At 62.7% G+C, this 22,176-nt stretch carries 13 protein-coding genes and 2 pseudogenes; 5 read left to right on the top strand and 10 right to left on the bottom strand.

All coding sequences use genetic code 11. The features are described 5' to 3' along the window. Positions 1 to 563: 563 nt before the first annotated feature. The gene (locus tag M1248_RS20495) at positions 564 to 2,792 is read right to left on the bottom strand and encodes a heavy metal translocating P-type ATPase (protein WP_112557559.1); all 2,229 of its coding nucleotides are present in this window, start codon (positions 2,790 to 2,792) and stop codon (positions 564 to 566) included. Positions 2,793 to 3,144: 352 nt separating this feature from the next. Between M1248_RS20495 and M1248_RS20500 the strand changes: the two genes are divergently transcribed. Then, positions 3,145 to 3,402, top strand: coding sequence for a transposase (locus M1248_RS20500; protein ID WP_371413067.1), 258 nt, complete (start codon positions 3,145 to 3,147; stop codon positions 3,400 to 3,402). A gap of 147 nt (positions 3,403 to 3,549) precedes the next feature. Here M1248_RS20500 and M1248_RS20505 read toward each other — a convergent pair whose 3' ends face one another. The 3 genes and pseudogenes from M1248_RS20505 to M1248_RS20515 form a co-directional block, all read right to left on the bottom strand. Further along, a complete protein-coding gene (locus tag M1248_RS20505) occupies positions 3,550 to 4,533 on the bottom strand; it encodes an Acg family FMN-binding oxidoreductase (RefSeq protein WP_317149622.1) in 984 nt (327 codons plus the stop codon). 165 nt (positions 4,534 to 4,698) lie between these two features. After that, positions 4,699 to 5,341 (bottom strand): annotated as a pseudogene (locus M1248_RS20510) (alpha/beta-hydrolase family protein); the annotation flags it as partial. 258 nt (positions 5,342 to 5,599) lie between these two features. After that, positions 5,600 to 5,833: a DUF2933 domain-containing protein gene (locus tag M1248_RS20515; RefSeq protein ID WP_112557616.1), complete on the bottom strand. Its 234-nt coding sequence runs from the start codon at positions 5,831 to 5,833 to the stop codon at positions 5,600 to 5,602. Positions 5,834 to 7,128: 1,295 nt separating this feature from the next. On the opposite strand from M1248_RS20515, the pseudogene M1248_RS20520 reads away from it, so the two are divergent. After that, positions 7,129 to 7,329 (top strand): annotated as a pseudogene (locus M1248_RS20520) (transposase); the annotation flags it as partial. A 260-nt stretch (positions 7,330 to 7,589) separates the two neighbouring features. Here M1248_RS20520 and M1248_RS20525 read toward each other — a convergent pair. Beyond that, positions 7,590 to 10,052 (bottom strand): phosphoketolase, encoded by a 2,463-nt coding sequence (locus tag M1248_RS20525; RefSeq protein ID WP_084377786.1) that lies wholly within the window; start codon positions 10,050 to 10,052, stop codon positions 7,590 to 7,592. Positions 10,053 to 10,109: 57 nt separating this feature from the next. After that, on the bottom strand, positions 10,110 to 11,039 hold the full coding sequence (locus M1248_RS20530; protein WP_240630870.1) for a DMT family transporter: 930 nt from the start codon (positions 11,037 to 11,039) through the stop codon (positions 10,110 to 10,112). Between the two features lie 277 nt (positions 11,040 to 11,316). Between M1248_RS20530 and M1248_RS20535 the strand changes: the two genes are divergently transcribed. Continuing rightward, positions 11,317 to 12,669, top strand: a complete 1,353-nt coding sequence (locus M1248_RS20535; protein ID WP_317149565.1) for a hypothetical protein — start codon at positions 11,317 to 11,319, stop codon at positions 12,667 to 12,669. Between the two features lie 98 nt (positions 12,670 to 12,767). After that, the gene (locus M1248_RS20540) at positions 12,768 to 14,309 is read left to right on the top strand and encodes a glycosyl hydrolase family 65 protein (RefSeq protein WP_317149566.1); all 1,542 of its coding nucleotides are present in this window, start codon (positions 12,768 to 12,770) and stop codon (positions 14,307 to 14,309) included. A gap of 1,501 nt (positions 14,310 to 15,810) precedes the next feature. On the opposite strand, the gene M1248_RS20545 is transcribed toward M1248_RS20540, so the two are convergent. Further along, positions 15,811 to 16,854, bottom strand: coding sequence for a type II glyceraldehyde-3-phosphate dehydrogenase (locus M1248_RS20545; RefSeq protein ID WP_067393754.1), 1,044 nt, complete (start codon positions 16,852 to 16,854; stop codon positions 15,811 to 15,813). Positions 16,855 to 17,475: 621 nt separating this feature from the next. On the opposite strand from M1248_RS20545, the gene M1248_RS20555 reads away from it, so the two are divergent. Next, positions 17,476 to 18,063 carry a TIGR00730 family Rossman fold protein gene (locus M1248_RS20555; RefSeq protein WP_317149567.1) on the top strand — a complete coding sequence of 196 codons (588 nt, stop codon included), beginning with the start codon at positions 17,476 to 17,478 and terminating at the stop codon, positions 18,061 to 18,063. A gap of 516 nt (positions 18,064 to 18,579) precedes the next feature. Here M1248_RS20555 and M1248_RS20560 read toward each other — a convergent pair. The 3 genes from M1248_RS20560 to M1248_RS20570 form a co-directional block, all read right to left on the bottom strand. After that, positions 18,580 to 18,846 carry a hypothetical protein gene (locus M1248_RS20560; protein ID WP_234787752.1) on the bottom strand — a complete coding sequence of 89 codons (267 nt, stop codon included), beginning with the start codon at positions 18,844 to 18,846 and terminating at the stop codon, positions 18,580 to 18,582. Positions 18,847 to 20,183: 1,337 nt separating this feature from the next. Next, positions 20,184 to 20,654, bottom strand: coding sequence for a transposase (locus tag M1248_RS20565; protein WP_317149568.1), 471 nt, complete (start codon positions 20,652 to 20,654; stop codon positions 20,184 to 20,186). Positions 20,655 to 21,065: 411 nt separating this feature from the next. Further along, a complete protein-coding gene (locus tag M1248_RS20570; protein WP_317149569.1) occupies positions 21,066 to 22,145 on the bottom strand; it encodes a hypothetical protein in 1,080 nt (359 codons plus the stop codon). Between the last annotated feature and the right edge of the window lie 31 nt (positions 22,146 to 22,176).

A 22,176-nucleotide genomic window follows, 5' to 3' on the forward strand; every position in this document is an offset into this window, starting at 1 on the left:
TCCAGCAAGGACGAATCCTCACAGGTCAGGAGTCAACCAAACTGGGGGCAGTCCCGACTGTGCACACTGCAGCAGCGACTCGTCACGCACAAACACCCAAAGTTGGGCAAGCGAGCCGCCCATATTTGAAGCACCGTCGCGGTGACCGTCTCCGCAAGTCGGCACAGCATTCCGTCCGCAGGGCCGCCGATGGGCAGGCGCTCGAATGCTCAGCGAAGTCGACCGCCGAATTGGATGCGCGACAACGATGCTTGTGCTGACGAAACTAGAAGTGAGAATCTGCCTTACGAGACGCGTGGGAAGTAGGGCAGGTTCGCTGGTAGGCCACGCTTGCAGAGTCCGGTGCCCGCCCTGCCTGCGATGCAGCACGTTCCGGTGTGGGTGCCGGCCAACACCGTTCCCCTCGCGTCGAGGTGCAGCAGCGGCGGCACCAATGCTGTAGCGGGCCGACGGGACCGCGATCGATGTCGGGGCATCGCAATCGGCGCGCGGCGGCGGGGCGGTTCCGCAGGCCGCCAGCATCAACACCGCGACAGCGACGCGTTCGGCCACGAAAGGATCTTCTAGGTATCGGTACTGACTGATGCACCTCTGTCGGCGCGGATGTGGCGAGTGGCTTGTCGGGTGTGGGCCAAGTGGGCGGGGTCCAGATCGAGGCGGCGCAACAGTTGGGCGTTGAGCGCGACGACGATCGTCGAGACCGACATGAGCACCGCCGCCGCGGCAGGCGGCAGCACCACCCCGATCGGAGCGAGTACACCGGCGGCCAACGGTACGGCGATGATGTTGTATCCGGTCGCCCACACCAGGTTCTGCCACATCTTGCGGTAGCTGGCGTGGGACAGCTCGATGATCGACAGCACTGCGCGCGGGTCGTTGGCTGCCAGCACCACCCCGGCGGATTCGATCGCGACATCGGTACCGGCGCCGATGGCCACGCCGACGTCGGCGCGGGCCAACGCCGGTGCATCGTTGACGCCGTCGCCGACCATCGCCACCCGGTGCCCGCGGTTTTGCAGTTCGGCGACCTTGGCGTCCTTGTGTTCGGGCAGCACCTCGGCGAACACCTCATCGATGCCCAGATCGGCGGCGACCGCGTCGGCGACCTGTTGGGCATCGCCGGTGATCAGCGCAACCTTGACGTTTCGTGCGTGCAACGCATCGATCGCCTGACGCGATTCCTCCCGGACGGCGTCCTCGAGCGCCACCGCGCCCAGCACCTGGTTATCGCGGGCGATGTGCAGCACCGACGCGCCACGCTGCACCCACCCCCCGGTCATCGCGCTGACATCATCGGGGACCGACAGTCGCAGGTCAGCCAGCATGGCCGGGCCACCGACAGAAACATCCAGCCCGTCGACGCTGGCCCGCACCCCCCGGCCGGGCAGGGACCGGAAGTCGCTAGCGACAACCCGCTCACTGGACGGCACTCGTGATTGGGCCGCGGCCACGATGGCCCGGGCGACCGGATGCTCACTGTCGGACTCGACCGCGGCGGCCAGCGCGAGCAGTCGCTCTTCGCTGATCCCGGCGGTGGCAACGGTGCCGGTGACCTGATGTCGCCCCTCGGTCAAGGTGCCGGTCTTGTCGAAAAGCACCACATCGACCGTGCGCATCCGTTCCAGCGCCAGCCGATCCTTGACTAGCACCCCGGCGCGGGCGGCGCGTTCAGTGGAGATCGCGATGACCAGCGGAATCGCCAGCCCGAGCGCATGTGGACACGCGATGACCAGGACGGTGACCATGCGGGTCACCGCATAGTCGAGGTTGCCCAACAACGTCCACACCGCGAAGGTGATCACACCGGTGACGGCGGCGAAATAGAACAGAAACGCGGCGGCCTTGTCGGCGAGTGCCTGCGCCCGCGAAGACGAAGCCTGCGCGGCGGCGACCATACGCTGAATACCGGCCAGGGCGGTGTCATCGCCGACCGCGGTGATCTGCACCCGCAGAGCGCTGTCGGTGGCCACGGTGCCGGCCACCACGGTATCGCCGACCTGGCGGGTCACCGGCTTGGACTCGCCGGTGATCATCGACTCGTCAACCTCGGCGCGGCCGTCGGTGACGGCGCCGTCGGCTGGCACCCGGGCGCCGGCACGCACCAGCACCACATCGCCTAGCCCCAGCTCTGAGAGAGGGACCTCGCGGACTCCGTCGTCGGTGACCTTCTCGGCGGTGTCGGGCAACATCGCCGCCAATGCGTCCAGCGCCCCCGATGCTGAACCCAAGGCCCGCATCTCCAGCCAATGCCCCAGCAGCATGATGACGATCAGCAACGCCAGTTCCCACCAGAAGTCCAGGTTGAAACCCCCGATCCCCAGAGTGGTGACCCACGAGGCGACGAACGCGACGCTGATCGCCATCGCGATGAGCAGCATCATCCCGGGACGACGCGATTTCAGCTCGGCCCAGCCGCCGGTGAGAAACGGCATGCCACCGTAGACAAAGATCACCGTGCCCAGAATCGGGGCGATCCATGTCATGCCCGGAAAGTCCGGCCGGGTGTAGCCGAACAGTTCGGCGATCATGTGGCTGAACACCACCACCGGTACCGACAGAACCAGGCTGAACCAGAACCGCCGGCGAAACATCTCCCCGTGCGCGCCATGGCCGGCATGTCGATCATGACCGTCATGTCCGGCCTGGCCATCTTGTCCGATGTAAGCCAGATGCTCTCCGTGCCCAGCGTGGGGATCTTCGTCGCTAGGCGCTGGGCTCTGTGCCTGGGTGGCATGCTCGTATCTGGCGGATCTCGGATGTGGGCCGACGTGTCCCTTCTCTGGGTTGGACATCACAGCTCCTGACAGCAAGTAGGTGGGATGAAACTAATGCAGGTATTCACCGGTCAACCCTGCGCGCTCGGTTGAATCGGTACTCTCAACGTCTACTGACCGCCATAGTACGATAGCGTCCCGCTACTCGAATCTTTCGGGACGTCGCCGGATTGCGTCCGATTGTGGCATCATCCGCACAAGCTCAAGTCGATGGCGTAATGGTCCGCGCCGGCGCTCGAAAAATCAAGGCGCACGCAATCCGTGTAGAGCCGATCATGTTCGCGGGCATTGCCGTTTCATGGACGCGGAATCCGGGATTTGCAAGTTCCGTCATGCACGTAGTGGACAACCGATAACCAGCTCTAGATAGATAACACTACAGTCCTTCGGCAAGAACGAGATCTGGCTCGATCTCGCCGCCCTGGCCTACGAGCTGCTGACCTGGACCCAATTGCTGGCCTGGCCCGCCCCCCGCAGCTGGGAACCCAAACGATTACGCCTGCGGCTACTGAGCCTGGCCGGGCGGATCATCACCACCGGCCGCCGCCACATCCTGCGCCTGAGCCGACGATGGCCCTGGTCAGAGCTGCTGATCAACGGACAACGAAACCTCGCCGCGCTCAACTGAATCCACCACCAGCAACCCCACCACCAAGGACACAGGAGAATCAGCGACACAGCGCCGAGGACCACCCACGCCCAGTCCACCGCACCCGACACAACCGACCCAACCCCCAACAACTGAGCCCTTAACGTAGATCGAGGCTAGGGGAGGCTAGGGGCCGATTTCGAGCACGTCGGTTAGCGGCCGCCGCGGTGTGGGAGTTGCCGGCGGATCGATTGGCGGCGCGCTGCCGATTCGGATCAACACCTGCGGCTCGGCGGTTCGTCTGGTGAGGCGGCGCACGATTTCGCGGCTGGCGGCCGCTTCGATCATGTGTGTCAGGGTGCAGGTGCCCAGATCGGCCATGGTGGCCTCCAGCAGCACGACGGAGAGCACTTCGCCGCAGACCAGCACGGAGTCGCGGCTGTCATCGTAGGTGGACAACACCAGAATCTTGGCGTCATCGCGATCGATGTCGGCGCGCCGGTTGGTCTCGCCGCGGACAGGAAATGCCCGCCCCACATCCACCCGAGCCGATTCAGCGCCGGAGGCCAACGCGGTCGGCGGGATGCCCTGTGTGGATGGCGGTTGTGTTGTCCACCATGCTAATTCGGCGTGGTAGGACGCATCGTAGCGTCGCAACTGCTCAGTGAGCCGCGACGCGTGTGCCAATTGGGAGCGGGCATCCGCGTCGAGGACATCCAGATGCGTGCCGTTGCCGATGACCGTTGCGCGCAACACGGTTTCAAACGCCTCCCAGCCCGCGGGGACCGCGAACGCAAGCCGATCGGTGCGCCGGTGGGCGATGGCCGCCGCGCGGCCGCGTTGGGCATCGGTGACGAACACCGCACGCGCGAACTCAACTGTTGCCAGGTGATCGCGATCGTTCGGGTTGGGGAAGCGCTCGGTGAGGCTGTCCCAGCCCGCCGCGGCCATGGCCACCCGTAAATGATCCAACACGGCACCACAACTGAGCAGCACCTCCTTCCCGGTGTGGTCGCTGCCGTGACCGATACGGGAGGGATCCGCATGCAGATCAAGCACCCCGTCGTGTAGCACCCATCGCCAGGGTTGACTGTTATGCAGCGACGGCGCCCGCACCGCCAACTCCAGCGCATCCTGGATCACGTCCAACGCCACCATGTGTTCGTTCACGGCCACTCCCGAATCCTTCGCGCCTGTCCCCCACACTCAAGACTGGAGGCCGCTGGGGCGTCAACGCAGTGGTACTAGGACACGAAATCGAGGGTAGAAGGCCCTTTTCAAACCGCGGGGAGTTCGTCAAAACCGCTGGGCCCCGACGGTGCCACGTCGGCTGGGCTATTGGGGCGCCTGGATCATCGCGCGTAAGCGCTCGGTTTTGTCGGCGGTCCATGCCGGTGGTCTGCAAGACCAACGCCCAAGCGTCACAAGGTCTTTGACGCAGCGGTGGCCGTGGCCGTCGGGGACCCCGGTCGCCACGGCCATGTCCGCGGCGACTGCAGGAATGTCACCACCGGAATCCACTGCACTGCACGCTCGCCAACACGTCATGGCCGCGGTCCTCTTTGAGCCAATCCGGTTTGCGCAACGCCAGATCGGGATCCCACCAGGCGATGGGATCGGAGGGGTGCTGCAGATAAACGATGCGCGGGTGATCCCACCCGGCGTCGGGCCGGGAGAGATCTGCAGCGCGGGCAGCGAACCGCACGTTCTGGCCGCGCTGGTAGACCGGCAGCCACTGCGGTGAATCCGCGTCGCGGTCCTCGGTCAGCCCTGTCCACATCGTGTTGTTGAACGTCGGGCCGGAAAACACCGCCCCATCCGTGCGGGCGATGAGGTTGTTCAGCGACGAGAACGCCGCCTCGGCGCCGAAGGAACCGAGGCTTTCCCCGAACACCACGAGATTGGGCCGCTGCCCGTCGGGCAGCGTGCGCACCCGCGCGGAGACCGCTTCGAACAGGGCCTCACCGGCGTTCGGTGCGACGGTGCGCCCGATGGCGGTTCGGTGTGCGGCGTGAAAACGTTTGACGCATCGGCTTTGCGGCGACGGATTGGGTCCACAACGCCCTTACCGTCAGTGGCGTGGCTGGCGCGTGCACCAGGCGATCCCGCGCAAGCCTCCATGCGCGCCGAAAACGGCGACAACCATGCTTCGCTCGTCACGGTTGATCAGCATGTCTTCCGACTTGCCGGTTGCATCGGCCCTCGCGCTGCGTCTGATCCGCGGTGTCTTTGGTGGTTATGGCCGCCCGGCGGAGTCGCGATGAACGTGGCTGTCGGTGGACTCACGATCGGAACCATGGCCATGGCCATGGCCGCCGCCCATTCCGCCCATCATGAACATCATCATCACCGGGCATGCCAGCAAGAGCAGGGCCAGCAGGACAAGCGACGCCGGAGCGCCCAAGACGATCGCGGCCAACGCGACGGCGACGACCGCAGCGCCATACCAAAGAGCGTGCTGAGTCTTCATCGGGAATCCTTTCATCGGTGCTACGGTGTCGATTTTGCGCTACCCACCGGGGCGCGCGAACAGCACAACGTCCACTACCGGCGGGCCAATTGGGCTCTATCGCAACCGACCAAAGTCCCCGGCTGTGCCCGACGGGGCGCAATGCCGGCGCATGCCGGCCAGCGACATTCGCCCCTCGTCTAATACTGTTTGAATTGGCAGACGATGGCGACACCGAAGCGCCGGCAACGTTGCATGCGGTGGGTGAGGACACTGCGAGGTGTACGCGGTACTTCGCTCCCCAGGCGGTGCCGCTGAGGCGGCTCGATAACATCCCACGCCTTCTCGCTGGGCCGTTCGCAGGCGATGATGAGCGCGGCATCCATGCGAGATCACCGAAAGAGATATCGCGCCCCCGGAGATCATCGCTGAACGGGTTTCTCGCACTTATGCTCAAGCGACTGCAGCGACTGTTCTGTCGTGTTACGGCGACGTGCTGCGGCGGGCGAGGATGACCGCTGCGGCAATGACTAACCCGGCGAGCCAGGAGGCCAATCAACAGCGGGCCGATCTGGTCGAATTGTGCGGTGAGGCCGGTATCCAAGACCACCTTCGTCCAATCGTATCCGGGCAGCGCCCGCGCCCCTGGTGGCGGCGCAGGCCGAGGCATAGGGCTTTGGACGTTCGTCCCGGATCCGGCGGTGGTTTGCCGTGGTGGCGGTGAAATTCGCGTCCTCCCCCGTCCTACCCGACCCTCCGCGCCGTAGCGGTGAAAGCCGCTTCTGTGTCCGCATGTCCTTCAGGACGAAATTCATTGGCTTGATTCGGTTGTCGACCACAGCCGCAGAGACAACCTGACATTCTGCCCAACGTGAATCTGTCGACGACACCAGAGATGTGGCAGCGACGAACAGCCGACACTGTCGGTGACAGACACAACTGACCGGAGTTGGCGCAAACGTGTGCGGTCACCACTGGTTGTTTTCGGCGAGGCTATCGCCGCGGCCGCGGCCGCCATGATCGACCGCTTGGGGTCCACCGCGCCGAAGTGATCGCAACCAACGGAACACAAAGCTGCAGTTGACCGTTGCGCTGACTTCGGCGCAGGCCGTCCCCGGGTTGTATGTGCATCCTGATCACCGGCGTCGACGACGCCGGCCGCTTGTTCGGAGTGCGTTGGATGGCCGAGTAATTATGACCGCACATCGAGCATTCAATGTCGCATGGTTGGCGGTATCGGCTAAACACGCCCCAGCGGTGACCGCGGCGGTCAAGACGGTTTTCGCCCACACCGACCCCGCCGACGTCGCTGCCCCGAGGGCACGCGTGAAGTGTTGAGTACCGCGGTGGGTGACAGTGAGTCCTACGAGTTCTGGCGCGAGTTTTTGGCCTCGCTGCGCGCCCGCGGCCTGGCCGGGGTGCATCTGGTCATCTGCAATGCCCACGCCGGGCTGAAAGCCGCTGTGGCCCAACAGTTCACCGACTCATCATGGCAGCGCTGCCGGGTGCATTTCATGTGCATCTGCACACCGCGGGGTACCACGGCGCAAAAGCTTGGTAGCGTCCGAGCCCATTCGGTCTCAGCCTCGAAATCCAACCACCCCAGGGGGCTTACCCCCGCAACCAGCCAGGTCCAGGCGCCGGCGCCACGTTCACCCTCAGGTTGCCCATAGCCACCACGTCCACGCGACAGCTACCAACGCCGCCCCTGACAGCCACGTCAGGCCCGGCTTTAAATGAGTGAGGCCCCGGCCCCACCGACGAGTGTTCCACACTCTTACCCTGGCCAGGTCCATTCGGCGACGTCGGGAATGTCGGCGCCGTACTGCCGGGTCCATGTCCTCGCCCGAAGGCGAGCATCGGCCATTTCCTGGCGCAGCCCGGCGGCCCGGGTGCCTAGTGCGGGAACACGGTCGATGACATCGATGACCAAGTGGTACCGGTCCAGGTCGTTGAGCATCACCATGTCGAAGGGTGTTGTGGTGGTGCCTCTTTCCTTGTAACCGCGTACATGGAGGTTCTTGTGGTTGGTTCGGCTGTAGGTGAGTCGGTGAACCAGCCACGGATAGCCGTGGAAGGCGAAGATCACCGGACTGCTTTCGGTGAACAGGCTGTCGAATTCGTAGTCGGGCAGGCCGTGGGGATGTTTGTCTTCGGGCAGCAGTCGCATCAGGTCCACGACATTGACCACACGAACCCGCAAATCTGGGAGGCGGTCCCGGAGGATCGATGCGGCGGCAAGGGTTTCCAGTGTTGGGATGTCACCAGCGCAGGCGAGTACGACATCGGGCACGGTTCCCACAACATCGTTGTTGCCGGCCCACGACCAGGTCCCCGCCCCACGCGCGCAGTGCAGGGCCGCGTCGGTCGCCGACAGCCAATTGGCTTGTGGTTGTTTGCCCGCGACGACCACGTTGACGTAGTGCCGTGAGCGCAGGCAGTGGTCATAGGTCGAGAGCAAGGTGTTGGCGTCGGGGGGCAGGTAGACCCGCACGATCTCGGGTCTTTTGTTCATCACCACATCAAGGAAGCCTGGGTCCTGGTGAGTGAAACCGTTGTGGTCCTGCCGCCAAACATGTGATGACAGTAGGTAGTTGAGGCTGGCGATGGGGCGGCGCCATGGCACAGCCATGCTGGCTTGCAGCCACTTGGCGTGCTGGTTGTACATGGAGTCGACGATGTGGATGAACGCCTCATAGCAGGTGAAGACGCCGTGTCGGCCGGTCAGCAGGTACCCTTCCAGCAGCCCTTGGCACATGTGTTCGGACAGCACCTCGATCACTCGGCCGTGCGGATCGAGCCCTTCGTCGAACTCGCCGATATCGGCCTGCCAATTACGGCCGGTCACCTCCAGAATGTCCTGCAGCCGGTTGCTGGCCAATTCATCAGGCGCGAAGGTCAAAAAGTTCGAGCGATTCCAGTCGGTCACATCGCGAAGCCACCGGCCCAACACCCGGGTGGCCTCGTGCGAGGTGGCCCCCGGAGCCGAAACCTCGACACTGTACTCGCGCCAGTCGGGCAGCAGCAGATCGCGCAACTGAGTTCCGCCGTTGCTCACCGGATTGGCGCTCATTCGCCGATCACCGTCAGGCACCAGCTCCGACAGCGCGGCCACCGGGCGCCCAGCTTCGTCGAAAAGCTCCTCCGGACGGTACGACTGCAACCACTCTCGGAGCACCTCGCGGTGTCGGGTATCGGTGCGGGCGGCCGGCAGGGGCACCTGGTGGGAACGAAACGTACCCTCGACCTGCTGCCCGTCAACCATGGGCGGACATGTCCAGCCCTTCGGCGTGCGCAACACAATCATGGGCCAGCGCCGGTCGGAGGGCCGATCGGTATTCAACCGGGCCGACTCTTTGATCTGTGCGACCTGGTTCAGACAGGCATCCAGAGCCGCGGCCATCGCTTGATGCACCGCCGCGGGATCATCACCGCTGACCACATGTGGGTCATAGCCGTATCCGCGCAACAATTCCAACAGTCGAGATTCGGGCATACGGGCGAAGATGGTGGGGTTGGCGATTTTGTACTCGTTCAGCGCGAGAACCGGTATTACCGTGCCGTCGCGGACCGGATTCAAGAACGTGTGCGCGTGCCAACTGGTCGCCAGCGGCGCGGTTTCGGCTTCACCATCACCGACGACGCAAAAGACCGTCAAGTCAGGATTGTCCAGCGCTGCCCCGAACGCATGAAACAACGAATAACCCAACTCACCGCCCTCATGGATCGAACCCGGCGTCTCCGGCGCACAATGGCTCGGAACGCCCCCTGGATACGAGAATTGGGTGAAGAACGCCTTCATCCCGGCGAGATCCTGCGGGATGTGGCTGTAGAGCTCGGAATAGGTGCCTTCCAACCACGCGCACGCGTTGGGCCCCGGACCACCATGCCCGGGCCCGGCAACAAACAAGGCGCTCAGCTCACGGCGAATTATCTGCCTATTGGCGTGTGCCCACACCAAATTCAGTCCGGGCACGGTGCCGAAGTGACCGAGCAGACGTGGCTTGATGTGGTCGGGCTGCAGCGGCTCACGCGCCAGAGGATTGTCCAACAGATAGATCTGCCCTACCGACAGGTAGTTCGCCGCACGCCACCACGCATCGACCAGGTTCAGCTCATCGCGAGTCAGCGGTCCGTCAGCATCCCCCAGGGTGTAAGGCTGCGGTGCGATGGATTCCCCGGTGCTCGTGTCCACGTCGTCGGCCGACGTGTCCCCTCCCATACTCGCTAACTGCCCCATCTAAGGACCCTTCTCCTCGTTGTCATGATCAAGTCTGAGTTTGTCTCCGATGTCGGCTCAGCCATCACCCCTGATGTGCTGCGGCCGGGTCGTGATGCGCCCGGCAACGGCGACGATCGCCAGCGCGGTGACCACCGTCGCTGCACCCAGCAGTTCGGCCAAAGCCACCCTTTCCCCGACCACGACGACGCCCAGCGCCAAACCCACCACAGGCACCAGCAACGTCCACGACGTCACCGCAGTGATCGACGCGCGCCGCAGCTCGACAAACCACAACAGGTAGGGCAGCGCGGTGCCCCCAACAGCCAGCACGGACAACGCCACCCAGCTGCGCGCCGACATTCCCACGGTCGGTGGCCCATCGATCACTCCGGCGAGGACGGCCAGAGCGGCACCGCCGACCAGAAACTGCCAGTAACCCAACTTCAGCACATCGACGTCTGTCAGCCGCCGAGCCAGCAGAGCGCCCGCCGTGACCCCTACCGCCGCCAGCAGCGCCAGCCCGTAACCCTGGCCACCGCCCGAGGGCACCGCAATGATAAGCAGGCCTCCCACCCCGAACACCACCGCGGCGATTTCGGCGGTTCGGGGCCGCTCGCCGAACAGCGCCCACGCCGGCAGGACCACCAGGAGCGCCTGTGAATTCGCCAGCACCGTGGCCATACCTGTGGCGATGCCGGTGGAGCTGGTGGCCATCGCCGCAAACGACACCGTGACATTCATCAGTGCCAGTACGCCGATCAACGCCCACGTACCCAGCCTCATCTGCGGCGATGGTGCCCCAGGAGTCCAGTTGACCGTTGCACCAAGGGCCCACAACACCAACCCGGCCACGATGGCGCGCCAGGTGACGAACCACAGCGCCGATACACCGTCGAGACCCCAGTCCAGCAACGGGAAGCAGGAGCCCCACGCTATGGCGATCACCACCATCCGCCACGGCCGCACCCCTCCCTTCGAGACGCCAACGCGGACGACATCGCTCACAGGCTCGCCTTCCACTGCGTGCGAATAACGCGCAGTTGACACGTCGGGCGCCGAGAAGATCTCCTACTATCGAAGATAGTACTAACCAAAGACGTGCTGGGCGACACCAGTCGTCAGTTGGCTGACAACGCACAGACCATCGCGACGGCTGCCCCCATCAGCAGCAGCGCATGACTTCTTGGAAGCGGATTGAGAGTTCCTCCCTATCGACGTATTCACCCTCTTCCTCGCGGTAACGCCGGCCCGGCCGTAGTCACACGACACATAGGTGGGCGCAATGGATCATGAGAATCGCTTTGCCAGCGGCTTACACGCGGTCATCATCGATGCCGGCGCGATCCGGGCGGACGAATCAGTGGCGAAGCTGGTGCGCACTTTCCACTCGGCCGGCGTACCCACCGCGGTTGTCCTCAAAGAGCTCCCCGCCGACGAAAGCCTCGAGGATGCCGCTGCCCTCGACGCGTGGCCCCTGCGCGTCGAGGGCACCGACGGCCCACCGGTTTTGCGCAGTAACAACTCCGACCGCGCAGTGTTTGTACAAGCCGCACGTCGCCTGCGCACAACGCCGGCGGAAACGGTCGTGGTGACGCGCAATGCGGCGGGTGTGCGCACTGCGGCGGCCGCGGGGATCGGCTTGATTGTCGGGGTGGACACCACGGGCGACCGTTCGCAACTGACCTCATCGGGCGCGGACGTGGTGGTGACCGACGTGGCCCAGGCCAACCTGACCGGTCTGCTCAGCGGTACCGACCCCGAGCGTGCCGCCAGCCCGTCGGACGGCGCCGGCGACCAATGGTGCGGCGGAGCGGACCCGGCAGTCAGTGGCTGGCTTCTCAGCTACGACAGTTTCGATCCCGAACACGAGGGAACCCGCGAAACGCTGTGCACCTTGGGAAACGGCTATTGGGCCACCCGCGGTTCAGCACCGAGCAGTACTATCGACGAAACTCACTATCCCGGAACCTATTTCGCAGGCGTATACAACAGGGTGATCAGCGATATCGGTGACCGGCTCGTCGAGTCCGAACACATGGTCAACGCACCCGATTGGACCTACGTCAGAATCCAGGTAGCCGACGGCCAACCCATGTGTCCCGGAAGCACCGAGATGATCAGTCATGACCAACGCCTCGATTTGCGCCATGGAGTGTTGACCCGCACCACTCGTTACCGCGACAACCACGACCGCATTACCCGAATCACCAGCCGACAGCTGCATTCGCTGGCAACGCCACACCTAGCCGCTCTCGAGATCGCAATCCAGGCGGAGAACTGGGCCGGACAGATCCAAGTGCGTTCAGCGGTCAACGGCGACGTGAGCAACAGCAACGCCGCCGACGACGCGCCGTTGAATCATCACCACCTGACGATTGTCGATGTGATTCAGCCAGACGCAAAGACGGTGGTCGTCGAAGCCGTCACCAACCAGTCGGGGATCAGCCTGGCTACCGCAGCACGAACCCGGCTACGTCAGGGCCAGGTCCCCGCGGCCGATGGAGAGGGTTTCACCGAAGCCGCGCTGGCCGGCCATGATTTCGTGCTCGACGTCAAACCCGATGCTGAGGTGATCATAGAAAGGTCGTCGCGGTCGCTACCTCACGCGACCGGGGCACCTCAACAGCACCGTTAGCTGCCACCGACCGGATCCAACAAGCACCCCACTTCGACCAACTGCTCACCGCGCACGTCAACACATGGCAACAGTGGTGGTCCCGGTTCGGCATCGGCATGCTGACCGGAGCGCGCCAACGACTCGCCCTGAACCTGCACATCTTCCACACTCTGCAAACCGTGGCGGCCACCAGCCCCGAACTCGACGCCGGCGTACCCGCACGCGGCCTGCACGGCGAGGGCTATCGCGGACACATCTTCTGGGACGAACTGTTCATCTACCCGATGCTCACATTGCGCCGACCCGCACTGACCCGCTCGCTGCTGCTCTACCGCTACCGCCGACTCGCGAAGGCGCAAACCGCCGCGCGCACTGTCGGGCTGGCAGGGGCGATGTTTCCATGGCAGAGCGGAAGCGACGGCCGCGAGGAGACGCCCACCGAATTGTTCAATCTGCGCAACGAGCAATGGATGCCCGACAATTCCCACCAGCAACGTCATGTCGGCCTTGCCCTGGCTTACAGCGTATGGCAGTACTACCAAGCCACCGCCGATATCGATTTCCTCGTCAATCACGGTGCCGAGATCGTGGTGGAGGTCGCCCGGTTCTTCGCCGACCTTGCCACCCATGACAAGGCAGATGACCGCTTCGACATCACCGGCGTGATGGGCCCTGACGAATTCCATGACGGCTACCCCAACGCCCCCGGCGAGGGAATACGCAACAACACCTACACCAACGTGCTCGCATCCTGGGTACTGACACGAGCGCGCGACATAATTGACCTGCTACACCAGGGCGACTGCGGCCCATCGCTGTCTCGACTCGCAGTCAACGCCGAGGAACTGAACCGATGGGACCGGATCAGCCGGCGGCTGCGGATTCCGTTTCATGACGGCGTCATCAGCCAGTTCGAAGGCTATGAGGACCTCGCCGAATTCGACTGGGACCGCTACCGCCAACGTTATGGCAACATCGGGCGCCTCGACCTGATTTTGCAAGCCGAAGGTGACAGCACCAACTGCTACCGACTGTCCAAACAGGCCGATGTGCTCATGCTGTTCTACTTGTTCTCCGCCGAAGAACTACGGGCCGTCTTCACCCGCCTCGGCTACCAGCTGCCACCAGAACTCATCCCCCGCACCGTGCACTACTACCTTTCCCGCACCAGCCATGGGTCCACCCTGAGCCGACTGGTGCACAGTTGGGTGCTTGCTCGGTCAGACCGTGCGCATTCATGGTCCCTGTTCACCGAGGCATTGGACAGCGACCTCGCCGACATCCAGGGCGGGACAACACGCACGGGTATCCATTTGGGTGCGATGGCCGGCACCGCGGACATGGTGATCAGATGCTACGCCGGAGTCGAAACCCGTGACGATGTCCTGCGCCTTCACCCACTGCTGCCCCGCCAGCTCGGCGCCGTCACCTTCCAAATGCGCTACCGCGGCCAACCGATCGACGTCGAACTCAGCAGCAACCGTGTGGTGCTGGACCTTCATCCGTGTGCGACCGGCCCGATCCGGGTTTGCCTCGAAGATGTCACACGAACACTGATCCCAGGCCAACGCTGGGAAATGGCCCTGTCCGATCCGAGTCACACACCAGTAGCTAGCTTAGCTAGGCAACAGGCACGCGCGACCGATGCTACGAAGTAGGCAACTGGACGAAGCCCAGCCGTTCATCGGATCGCGGGATTTTCAGTTATTCCGAGAGTGGCGCCGTATGTGTTCTCCCGCTGCACTTTCTCCGCCGTCGGCGTTGCGTTCCGCGCATCAGAAGCGCTACCGTGGTTGACACCGACGATACCCCTTAGGGTATCGAGTCAGACGACGCCTAACCTAACCAAAGTGTTCTGCCCTCACGGAAAAAGGATGTACTGACCCCGATGATCATCGGAACGTATCGGTCGTATTGAACCGAACAAGCTGGCTGCAAACGGTCACACGAGCCTCCGGGATTATTAGCAATCTTCAAAATAGTGGCAATGTATGCGCATAGTCTTGCCTGGCGATGACAAGATATTTTCTTCGCTTCTTGTCCCAGGAACGGAGGACTTCCATAGCTGACCTGTAACCGATTCTCTCCGCATAGCCATTGAAGGTGGCCAGAGATCGCAAAAGATGCCAGGCAACCCTACCTAACCGTGACGGTTTGAACCCTGTTATATGAATAATGTCCCACCCCGGAAGGAAACCGTCGTCTTGTAAGAGGCGTTCCCTTTCGAAACCAATCATCCTTTCTACAGAGTCATTTTTCCAAAAATGCGTGATAACAGGTCGTGAAAACTCATACTGCTCTCTATAATATTCGGCGCGTGTCTCAAATCTCGACACAACGTATTCCATTATGTGCCAAACAGGAGAGCTTTTGGCTCCACCGCCTCGGGGATAGTACATATCCATGCCTGGTTGAATAAGAAGAACTTCTGCTCGCAATAACGTCCTCGGTACCGCGGAACTGCGTATCGATTGCCAAACGATGTCGGGGTCCGTGTCAAACGCAAGGACAATAACCCAATAGTCAGTCCAGAAACTTTCCACGCTTTCTGTTCCTAATGGCTTATGGCGGAATGGAAGCAGCCCCACAATTTTCCTGGACGTATGCAGTGCAACTAAACTGGGTATCAGCTCTTGATCTACATCTCTATTAAATTGCATACGGCGGTTTTTGGGGACGCGCCACGTCAACCCAATCGCCCTATCAGTCATGTTGTTGGCTCTTGACCTCGATCTTTCACCCAATTCGGTCTGATCGGGTGTCGTAGACCCGAAAGGTGCACTGCCTCAAGGATATCGGAGCTACTCACACAACGAATCTCCACGAGGAAGCGCACCTGTCAGGTGAAGACTACTACGGATTGGTCGAAAGCTCCCTTTCAAGCTCGCGAATGCGGCGGGCCGGGGCGATTCGTCATAGAACGCGCGCCGCAAACTGGTCGCGGCTCCACCCTGTAGCGCGCATCGGGTTGACAGCCCGCAGCAGGGGTAACGTGCGGTTCTCCGCGGGCGAATCCTCCCAAAGTAAGGACGAAAGACAGGAGGTGGAGAGTCCGGGAAGGTCGGTTGCGGTAGGTCGGCCAGAAAGGGTGCCGGCCATCCGCCCATTGCTTCGGGTTGGGTCATCCATGTGGCGCGCATGTGACAGCGCGGCGCACCGTCACACCAGCTTTGAACCAATCCCAAGGGCTGCATCAGTTTTCGACATCGACGCCTGAGGGTCCTGATCGCGACTTGTCAGAGCTCGTATGGCATCGATCGTATCGGGAACGACGATGGCCTGGTTGTCCACCATGTAGGCGTAGAAGGCTTCGCCCTCGCTCACCGCCACCATGTCTTCCCACAACGCGACCTCGTAGAGATCGTCACGCGGGCGCCCGAGGTCTGCCATCAATTCCTTGACAGTGTTGAGCGCTGTCAATCCGTCGTCCACGCGGATCATCGCGATACGCGAGGACTGCCTGAAGGCGTCGATAACCTCTTCGGCGGTGGAGTTCCGGGTGAGCTGAATCGACCAGCTGTGCATGTGAGCGAGCGTCTGCGGCACCTTGACCGCGATCGTCACCACGTCAAGCTCAGCATCCACGGTCTGCGCGTCCGGCGCCTGATGGCTGGGTATCTTGGCCTCGGGCACCAGCGTGTTCATGATGCCGCCCTCGTGACTCTCCCAAGGGTCAGTTGCCCGCCGCATCAACGTCCCCCGTGCCTTCTTCAAAAGGCCGACGCGTTTGAGCGCGATCAGCGTCCGCACGATCGAGGTGGTGTTGCAGGAGACGACGCGAGTGGACTCTCGGCCTACCGCACTGGCGTAATTCGCATCGGCAACAAAGGAGTGTCCGGTAACCTCATGCTTCTCACCGCCTTGAACTATGAACCTCACCCCGTGCGCGCGGTAGTACTCAGCGTTCTGCGCGCCCAATGGTTTGGGCGTGCAATCGACTACCACTTCGGCATCGCGGAGTAGGTCGTCGAGATTGCCCGCGACTTGCAGACCTCGATCGCGCATGGCCTCGGTACGGTCGTCAAGGGAGGCGAAGATTCGGAACCCTTTTTGCTCCGCGATTCTCATTCGCCAACCGGCGTCGACATCGGCGATACCGACCAGTTCCATGTCTTCCTGATTCGCCACCGCGTCGGCGACCCGCTTGCCGATGACGCCATATCCGTTCACCGCAACCCGAACTCTTGCCGACTGTGTGGTCATATCTGCTCCGTCTCTGATGTTCTTTTGCTGCCGGCCTCCGCCGAATCAGCGGCGCTTGCCGGTTCCGCGTCGCAAAGTGGACGCCTTGGCGCGTTCGCATCGGTTCAACGATGCTGCAGCTACCGAGCATCGTGGTCGGATTGCACGGATTTCGCATGCGGGTGCGGAGCCACGGTCCGAAATCACCCGACAGCAGACGTTGTAGAAGGATACATGGACGATGGCGAGTAGACGCTTCCCGGCGCCGTGACGCACCGCGGCCCGGCCACCGTTGTGCTTACCCTTCGGCCGCAGGCCTCGCCGATCTCGGCCTCAAACATCGCGGCCGTCACCGCCATCCGGGCGGCCACGCTCGTCGCCATCAGCCCTCACGTGCGGCGCCGACGATACCGAGAGCGTGCACTTGATTGGAGCGCGGAGAACTTTCCGTCGATTGGTGAGATGTATTTCCGCCGCGCGTGGGACCATCGTGTGGCGATGCCAGAGTCAATAGAGCACCCTCCAGCGACTTGCGACGAGGAACTGCTGCGTTGGTTGGGACCGGACTTCGCTGCACTGGCCGGCGGTGACCCCGACCGGGTGACCCGGATCCGGGACGAAGTGACGTCCGGATTTACGGCTTTGGCGAACGTCACGAACGCCGTGTCAGTTTTCGGCTCCGCGCGCACGCCGCCGGATCACCCGCACTACAAGCTGGCGCACGCGCTGGCTGCACGGCTGGGCGCGCTGGGTTTCGACATCATCACGGGTGGAGGACCCGGGATTATGGAGGCCGCCAACCGCGGCGCACGCGAGGCTGGCGTGCGTTCGATCGGCCTTGGCATAGAGCTCGCCCAAGAACAGGGCATCAATCCCTTCGTCGATCTCGAGCTTCACTTCCAGTATTTCTTTGTCCGCAAACTGATGTTCGTCCGCTACGCGAACGGGTTCGTAGTCCTTCCGGGAGGCTTTGGAACGCTCGATGAGCTCTTCGAGGCCTTGACTCTGATACAAACCGAAAAGATCCGCCACTTTCCGGTCGTGCTCGCGGGATCGGCGCACTGGAGTGGACTGCAGCGATGGATCCGCGAACGGCTGCTTGAGCCGGGAATGGTTGCGGCCGATGACGTTGAGCTACTTGTGCTCAGCGACGATCCTGACGAGATCGGCGAGATTGTCGATCGTTGCCGCCATCGTCAGTTGCAGACCTACCGATCGTCTGGATCGTGAGTTGAGCGGGACTATGGTGTTGCCTGTTTCACCGCACAATTGTTCGGCGTCGTCTCGATTGAGGGCAGCGGAGGCGATATTGCGATTACTTCGAGGTGCCGCAGCCGACGAGCACCAATGTGGAACGATGAGCCTCCCACCAAGCCAGGCCAATCCGCGCCTCAGCTGCCCGGTTCAGTCAGAGTGGGCGGTGGGCTCAGTGTCGAAGAGGACTTTGGTCCAGCCGTATCCGGGCAGCAAATCCGCCGTCGACCGAGAATGAAAGACGGTGCCCGAGCCTTGCGCGGTCGAACACGCGACAATGACCAGCCGCGGGTGTGGACTACATGTGCCGATCGGTTTCCGGTAGTACTGAAGTATCCGACGATGCCAGGCCGCGCAGAACTTCTCCAATTTCGTTGGAAGTCCACATGAGTCGGGCTGATCGGGCGACTGTTGCTAGTGCTTGCGCCGTGGTTTGCTGGTTCGCTTACCACGGTTGCGGAGCCAACAGCTTTGCGCCGGACAGTGCCGCTTTTAACGGACGCTCTGGTGTTCGGCACGCGAACGACGGTCGATCGTGACGCGGCAGCACAGGTTATATGCCCAGACGAACACCACCCCGGCGTACACGCTGTAGACGATGCTCCAGCCCATGCCGGTCAAGAATCCGACGACACTCCAGCTGAAGCCGGGAAATGCGGCGGCAAAGGCACTGTCGGTAAACGTCGAGTGCGCCAGAGCCCGCCAGATAAAGCAGACCACGTAGGTGATGACGCCGAACACCGCCAATGCTGAGCTCACGCGCGTGATGCTCAACCTCTTGTTAATCACCTGACGTCCCCTCGATGTATGCATTCTGTGTGTATGAACAACGACTGTGACTTAGAAGTGCGACACCGGCAAGAGGACTTCTGATCACCACGCGGGGCCGAAAGCTCTCATTGCTTCAACCGCCCGGCCACTGGCGAGCCCAACTTCGACTCGTGGCGACCGACCGCCAGTCCCAAGGTACCTGCTCACATCATGTTAGATCTCGCAATACGCTTCGCTGGTTGTCTTCATAGAGACGACGCACTTACCGGATCGCAGTGCGGTGTTGGCATAGTCTCCTCGATCGCAATGCCCCGCGTAGCGGCCCCGTTTTGCAACTACTCAACCTCCGTCGGGGACGTCGATGCGCAGGCGCCGGGCTGGCGCGGCTATTTAGGTTCCCTAATGACTCTAGTACTGGTATAGATAGTACTGATATGTCACGTACTGATGATGCAAATAGTACCTCAAGGGTGCGCACGGACACGTACGGAGATCGGGACCTGGTGCGATGCGCTCAGTTTGTTCCGGCGCATTTCGGAGCCGTTGGCAGGCCTAAGACTAAGCCGTCATGTCTGAGCAGGGCGCAACCGGTGAGGGGCCGCCTCGCAGACGTCGTTGACGGCCTTGCGCGGGACGCCACCATCGCTAATATGGACATTGTTAGTACTAGGTCACCCAATGGAAACTTCCAGCGGGCCTCAACGGCAGAAAGCATCGTGATGGCTATCGACAATCCCGTGCGGCGGCTTTTTGTGAGGGCGTGGATTGCAGCCGCTGCTGGGCTCCTCCTGTTGGCCCTGGTCCCGGCTGTGAACAGCGAGCCGACCGCGTCAGCGCAACCGTGTGTATCCGGCGAGGAACCAGATCCGTTGACCGGGACGTGTGTGCCCCACCTCGTTCCCAGAACACCGCAAGGCGCCATCCCCGGGAACCCCGACGTACCAGCGGTGCTGGGGCGGCCCTGCACTACACCCGCGGAATGCGCCCGCCTGGGGCGGGATCTGGGGACTCTGCCCCCCCAACCGGTTCCGCATTCCAAGACCGGCCACGACGGTAATGCAAGCAGTCACCCATAGCCACAGCGCGTCGGCCGCAGTTTCCGAAGACGACCACACCCCTGCGATCCGGGACGAGTCGGACATCTAGAAAACGAACGTTCCGGCGTGTCGCCCCGCGGCGCGAACTTGCGATGTGGCTCGCGCTCAGTAGGCAATGACGACCCGACGAGGATGAAGACGGCGAGCGAACCCCGCGGTTACCCAGCTCGATGACGACGTCCTGCAGGAACATCGTGCCCTCGCTGTGTCGAGTGCAAAGCCTTGATTTCATCGACCGCGACCTCGGTAAAAATTGGAGATCCGCTCCCCGCGACACCGACACGCGTACACCTCGGCCAGGTGCATCATGATATCGGGGGTAGCTATGCCGCGCGGATACAGCGACAGCACAATGGAATTGATGCTGTCGAACCGGCGGTCTTTCTTCGCCGCAAATCGCCGGATCAAACGACCCGTGCGGTCGCGGGGCGAGTCAATCTTGACGCGACCATTGAACGTGGTCACCGTTTTCGGCGTCGTGCCGTTCGCGAGAATACCCGAGCCAGGCCCTGCCGGATCGCCGGCCTCATACCCGAAGATATGGGTCAGCTCCGAGTTCAGCGCGCGTTCCAGCACGGCCTTGGTCAACTCGTTTCGCAAACCATCAGCGCCGTCGATCGTGGTTCCCTCTTTGACCGCATCCTTGATCAGCGAATCCAACTCGGCGGTAGGCGTCTCAGCGGTAAACGTCTCCGCCAATCGCCGAGGCGCGTTCCGCCGTACCCGCCACCTGACGTGGTCTTGCCCGCAAAACATCCTTACTGTCTGCCCGAACGGCGCTCCGCTGATGGACTACCCCGGCCTTACACAGACGGAATGACACGGCCCGTGGGAGGGCTGGCCTCGTACAGGTGCCCGCGGAGAGCGCGCAGCACTTTGGTGCCGTCGGGGAGCTGGTGATCAGTCCAGCCTTCGAGCCCGGTGATGAAGAGTCTTGATCACATGATGAGTGCGGCAGTGGTGTAATGCCCGGTGCTGCTGATACCTCGTTAGTATGTCTTCCGGTCGGTCCACCTGTGGCGAGTGGTGTGGTCATGCGATGCGTGCAAGCCCGTCGCTGGCCGCGACCGATTTGAACGCCTGTCAAACTGCAGTCGGTGTGGTCTGTGGCTAATGCCCATGGTCGTCGGGCGACTCTTCTTGACTGCTGGTAGCCGGTTCTGGCAACTTCAATGTCGTGGTTGTGGACGCGCCCGGTGCGGGGCGGCGGATTGAATAGCTGATGCCGGTGGGTTCGGCGCCGGTTGGAACCGTTGACGCCACCGAGGACGTGGCTAATTCGATAACCGAGACTGTGTCGCTGTAGCTGTTGGTCACCCATGCCCGTGTGCTTGTGTCATCGATAACGACACCGTGGGGTCCGGAACCGGTGTTTACTCTGCTGCGCACGGTCATTGAATGGGTGTCGATCACCGACGCGGTGTTTCCCGGCTGGTCGCGTGTGCCCTGGTCTGCGGACACGACGGTTTCTCCATCGGGAGCCAGAAAGACCTGGACTGGCGGGGTCGGCACGGATACGGTACCGACCACCGTCCGAGTAGCCAGATCCACCTTCGCCACCGACGACGGATCACTGATTCCTGTGTAGGCGTAGCGGCCATCGGCGGTGACGGCCACCTGAGCCGGGCCCGCGCCCACGGGAACCGCGCCCAACAGCGTGTCAGTGGCGGGGTCGATCACATCGAGCGCGCCGGCCATGGTGTTGGCCACGACGATGATTGAGCCGTCGCCGGCGGGTCGCAGACCGTGCGGCATCCCGCCAAGCGTGATGCGGCCGGTCGGCTGCAGTTCAGGGGCCCGGTACACCGACACGGTGCCATCTGCCGCATTGGTCACGTAGACCTTGCCGTTGGCTTCGATGACGTGCGCAGGCTCTGCACCGGTTGGGGCGGTTGCCTTGACCGCAAATGTCGCTGCGTCGATCGCCACCAACAGATTTTCGCTACCGCTGACCGCGTACACGGTGTCCCCGCCAGGGCCCATTTGAACGTTGTGCGGCTCCTCGATCCCGTCGAGCGTGGCGATCACGGCGTTCGTCGACGCGTCGATGACCGTGATGCTGTCGCCGTCCTCATCTGCTACCCATACCGAGCCGGTTACGCTGCCAGCTGGCTCGGGCGATGCGCCTTCCTGTCTCGCGGGTCCATCCGCTTCGCCTGAGCAACCCGTCAATGCCATTGCCAGCGTCACGACTAGGGCTATCGGATGTAGCGGAACTCCC

The sequence above is a fragment of the Mycobacterium sp. 29Ha genome (assembly GCF_032883055.1).
Lineage (GTDB): Bacteria > Actinomycetota > Actinomycetes > Mycobacteriales > Mycobacteriaceae > Mycobacterium > Mycobacterium gallinarum.

Excerpts from the sequence above, each read along its gene's own strand:
- M1248_RS20545 (WP_067393754.1), bottom strand. The coding sequence starts at position 16,854 with ATGACCACACAGTCGGCAAGAGTTCGGGTTGCGGTGAACGGATATGGC.
- M1248_RS20525 (WP_084377786.1), bottom strand. The coding sequence starts at position 10,052 with ATGGGGCAGTTAGCGAGTATGGGAGGGGACACGTCGGCCGACGACGTG.
- M1248_RS20515 (WP_112557616.1), bottom strand. The coding sequence starts at position 5,833 with ATGAAGACTCAGCACGCTCTTTGGTATGGCGCTGCGGTCGTCGCCGTC.
- M1248_RS20495 (WP_112557559.1), bottom strand. The coding sequence starts at position 2,792 with ATGTCCAACCCAGAGAAGGGACACGTCGGCCCACATCCGAGATCCGCC.
- M1248_RS20540 (WP_317149566.1), top strand. The coding sequence starts at position 12,768 with ATGCTGACCGGAGCGCGCCAACGACTCGCCCTGAACCTGCACATCTTC.
- M1248_RS20535 (WP_317149565.1), top strand. The coding sequence starts at position 11,317 with ATGGATCATGAGAATCGCTTTGCCAGCGGCTTACACGCGGTCATCATC.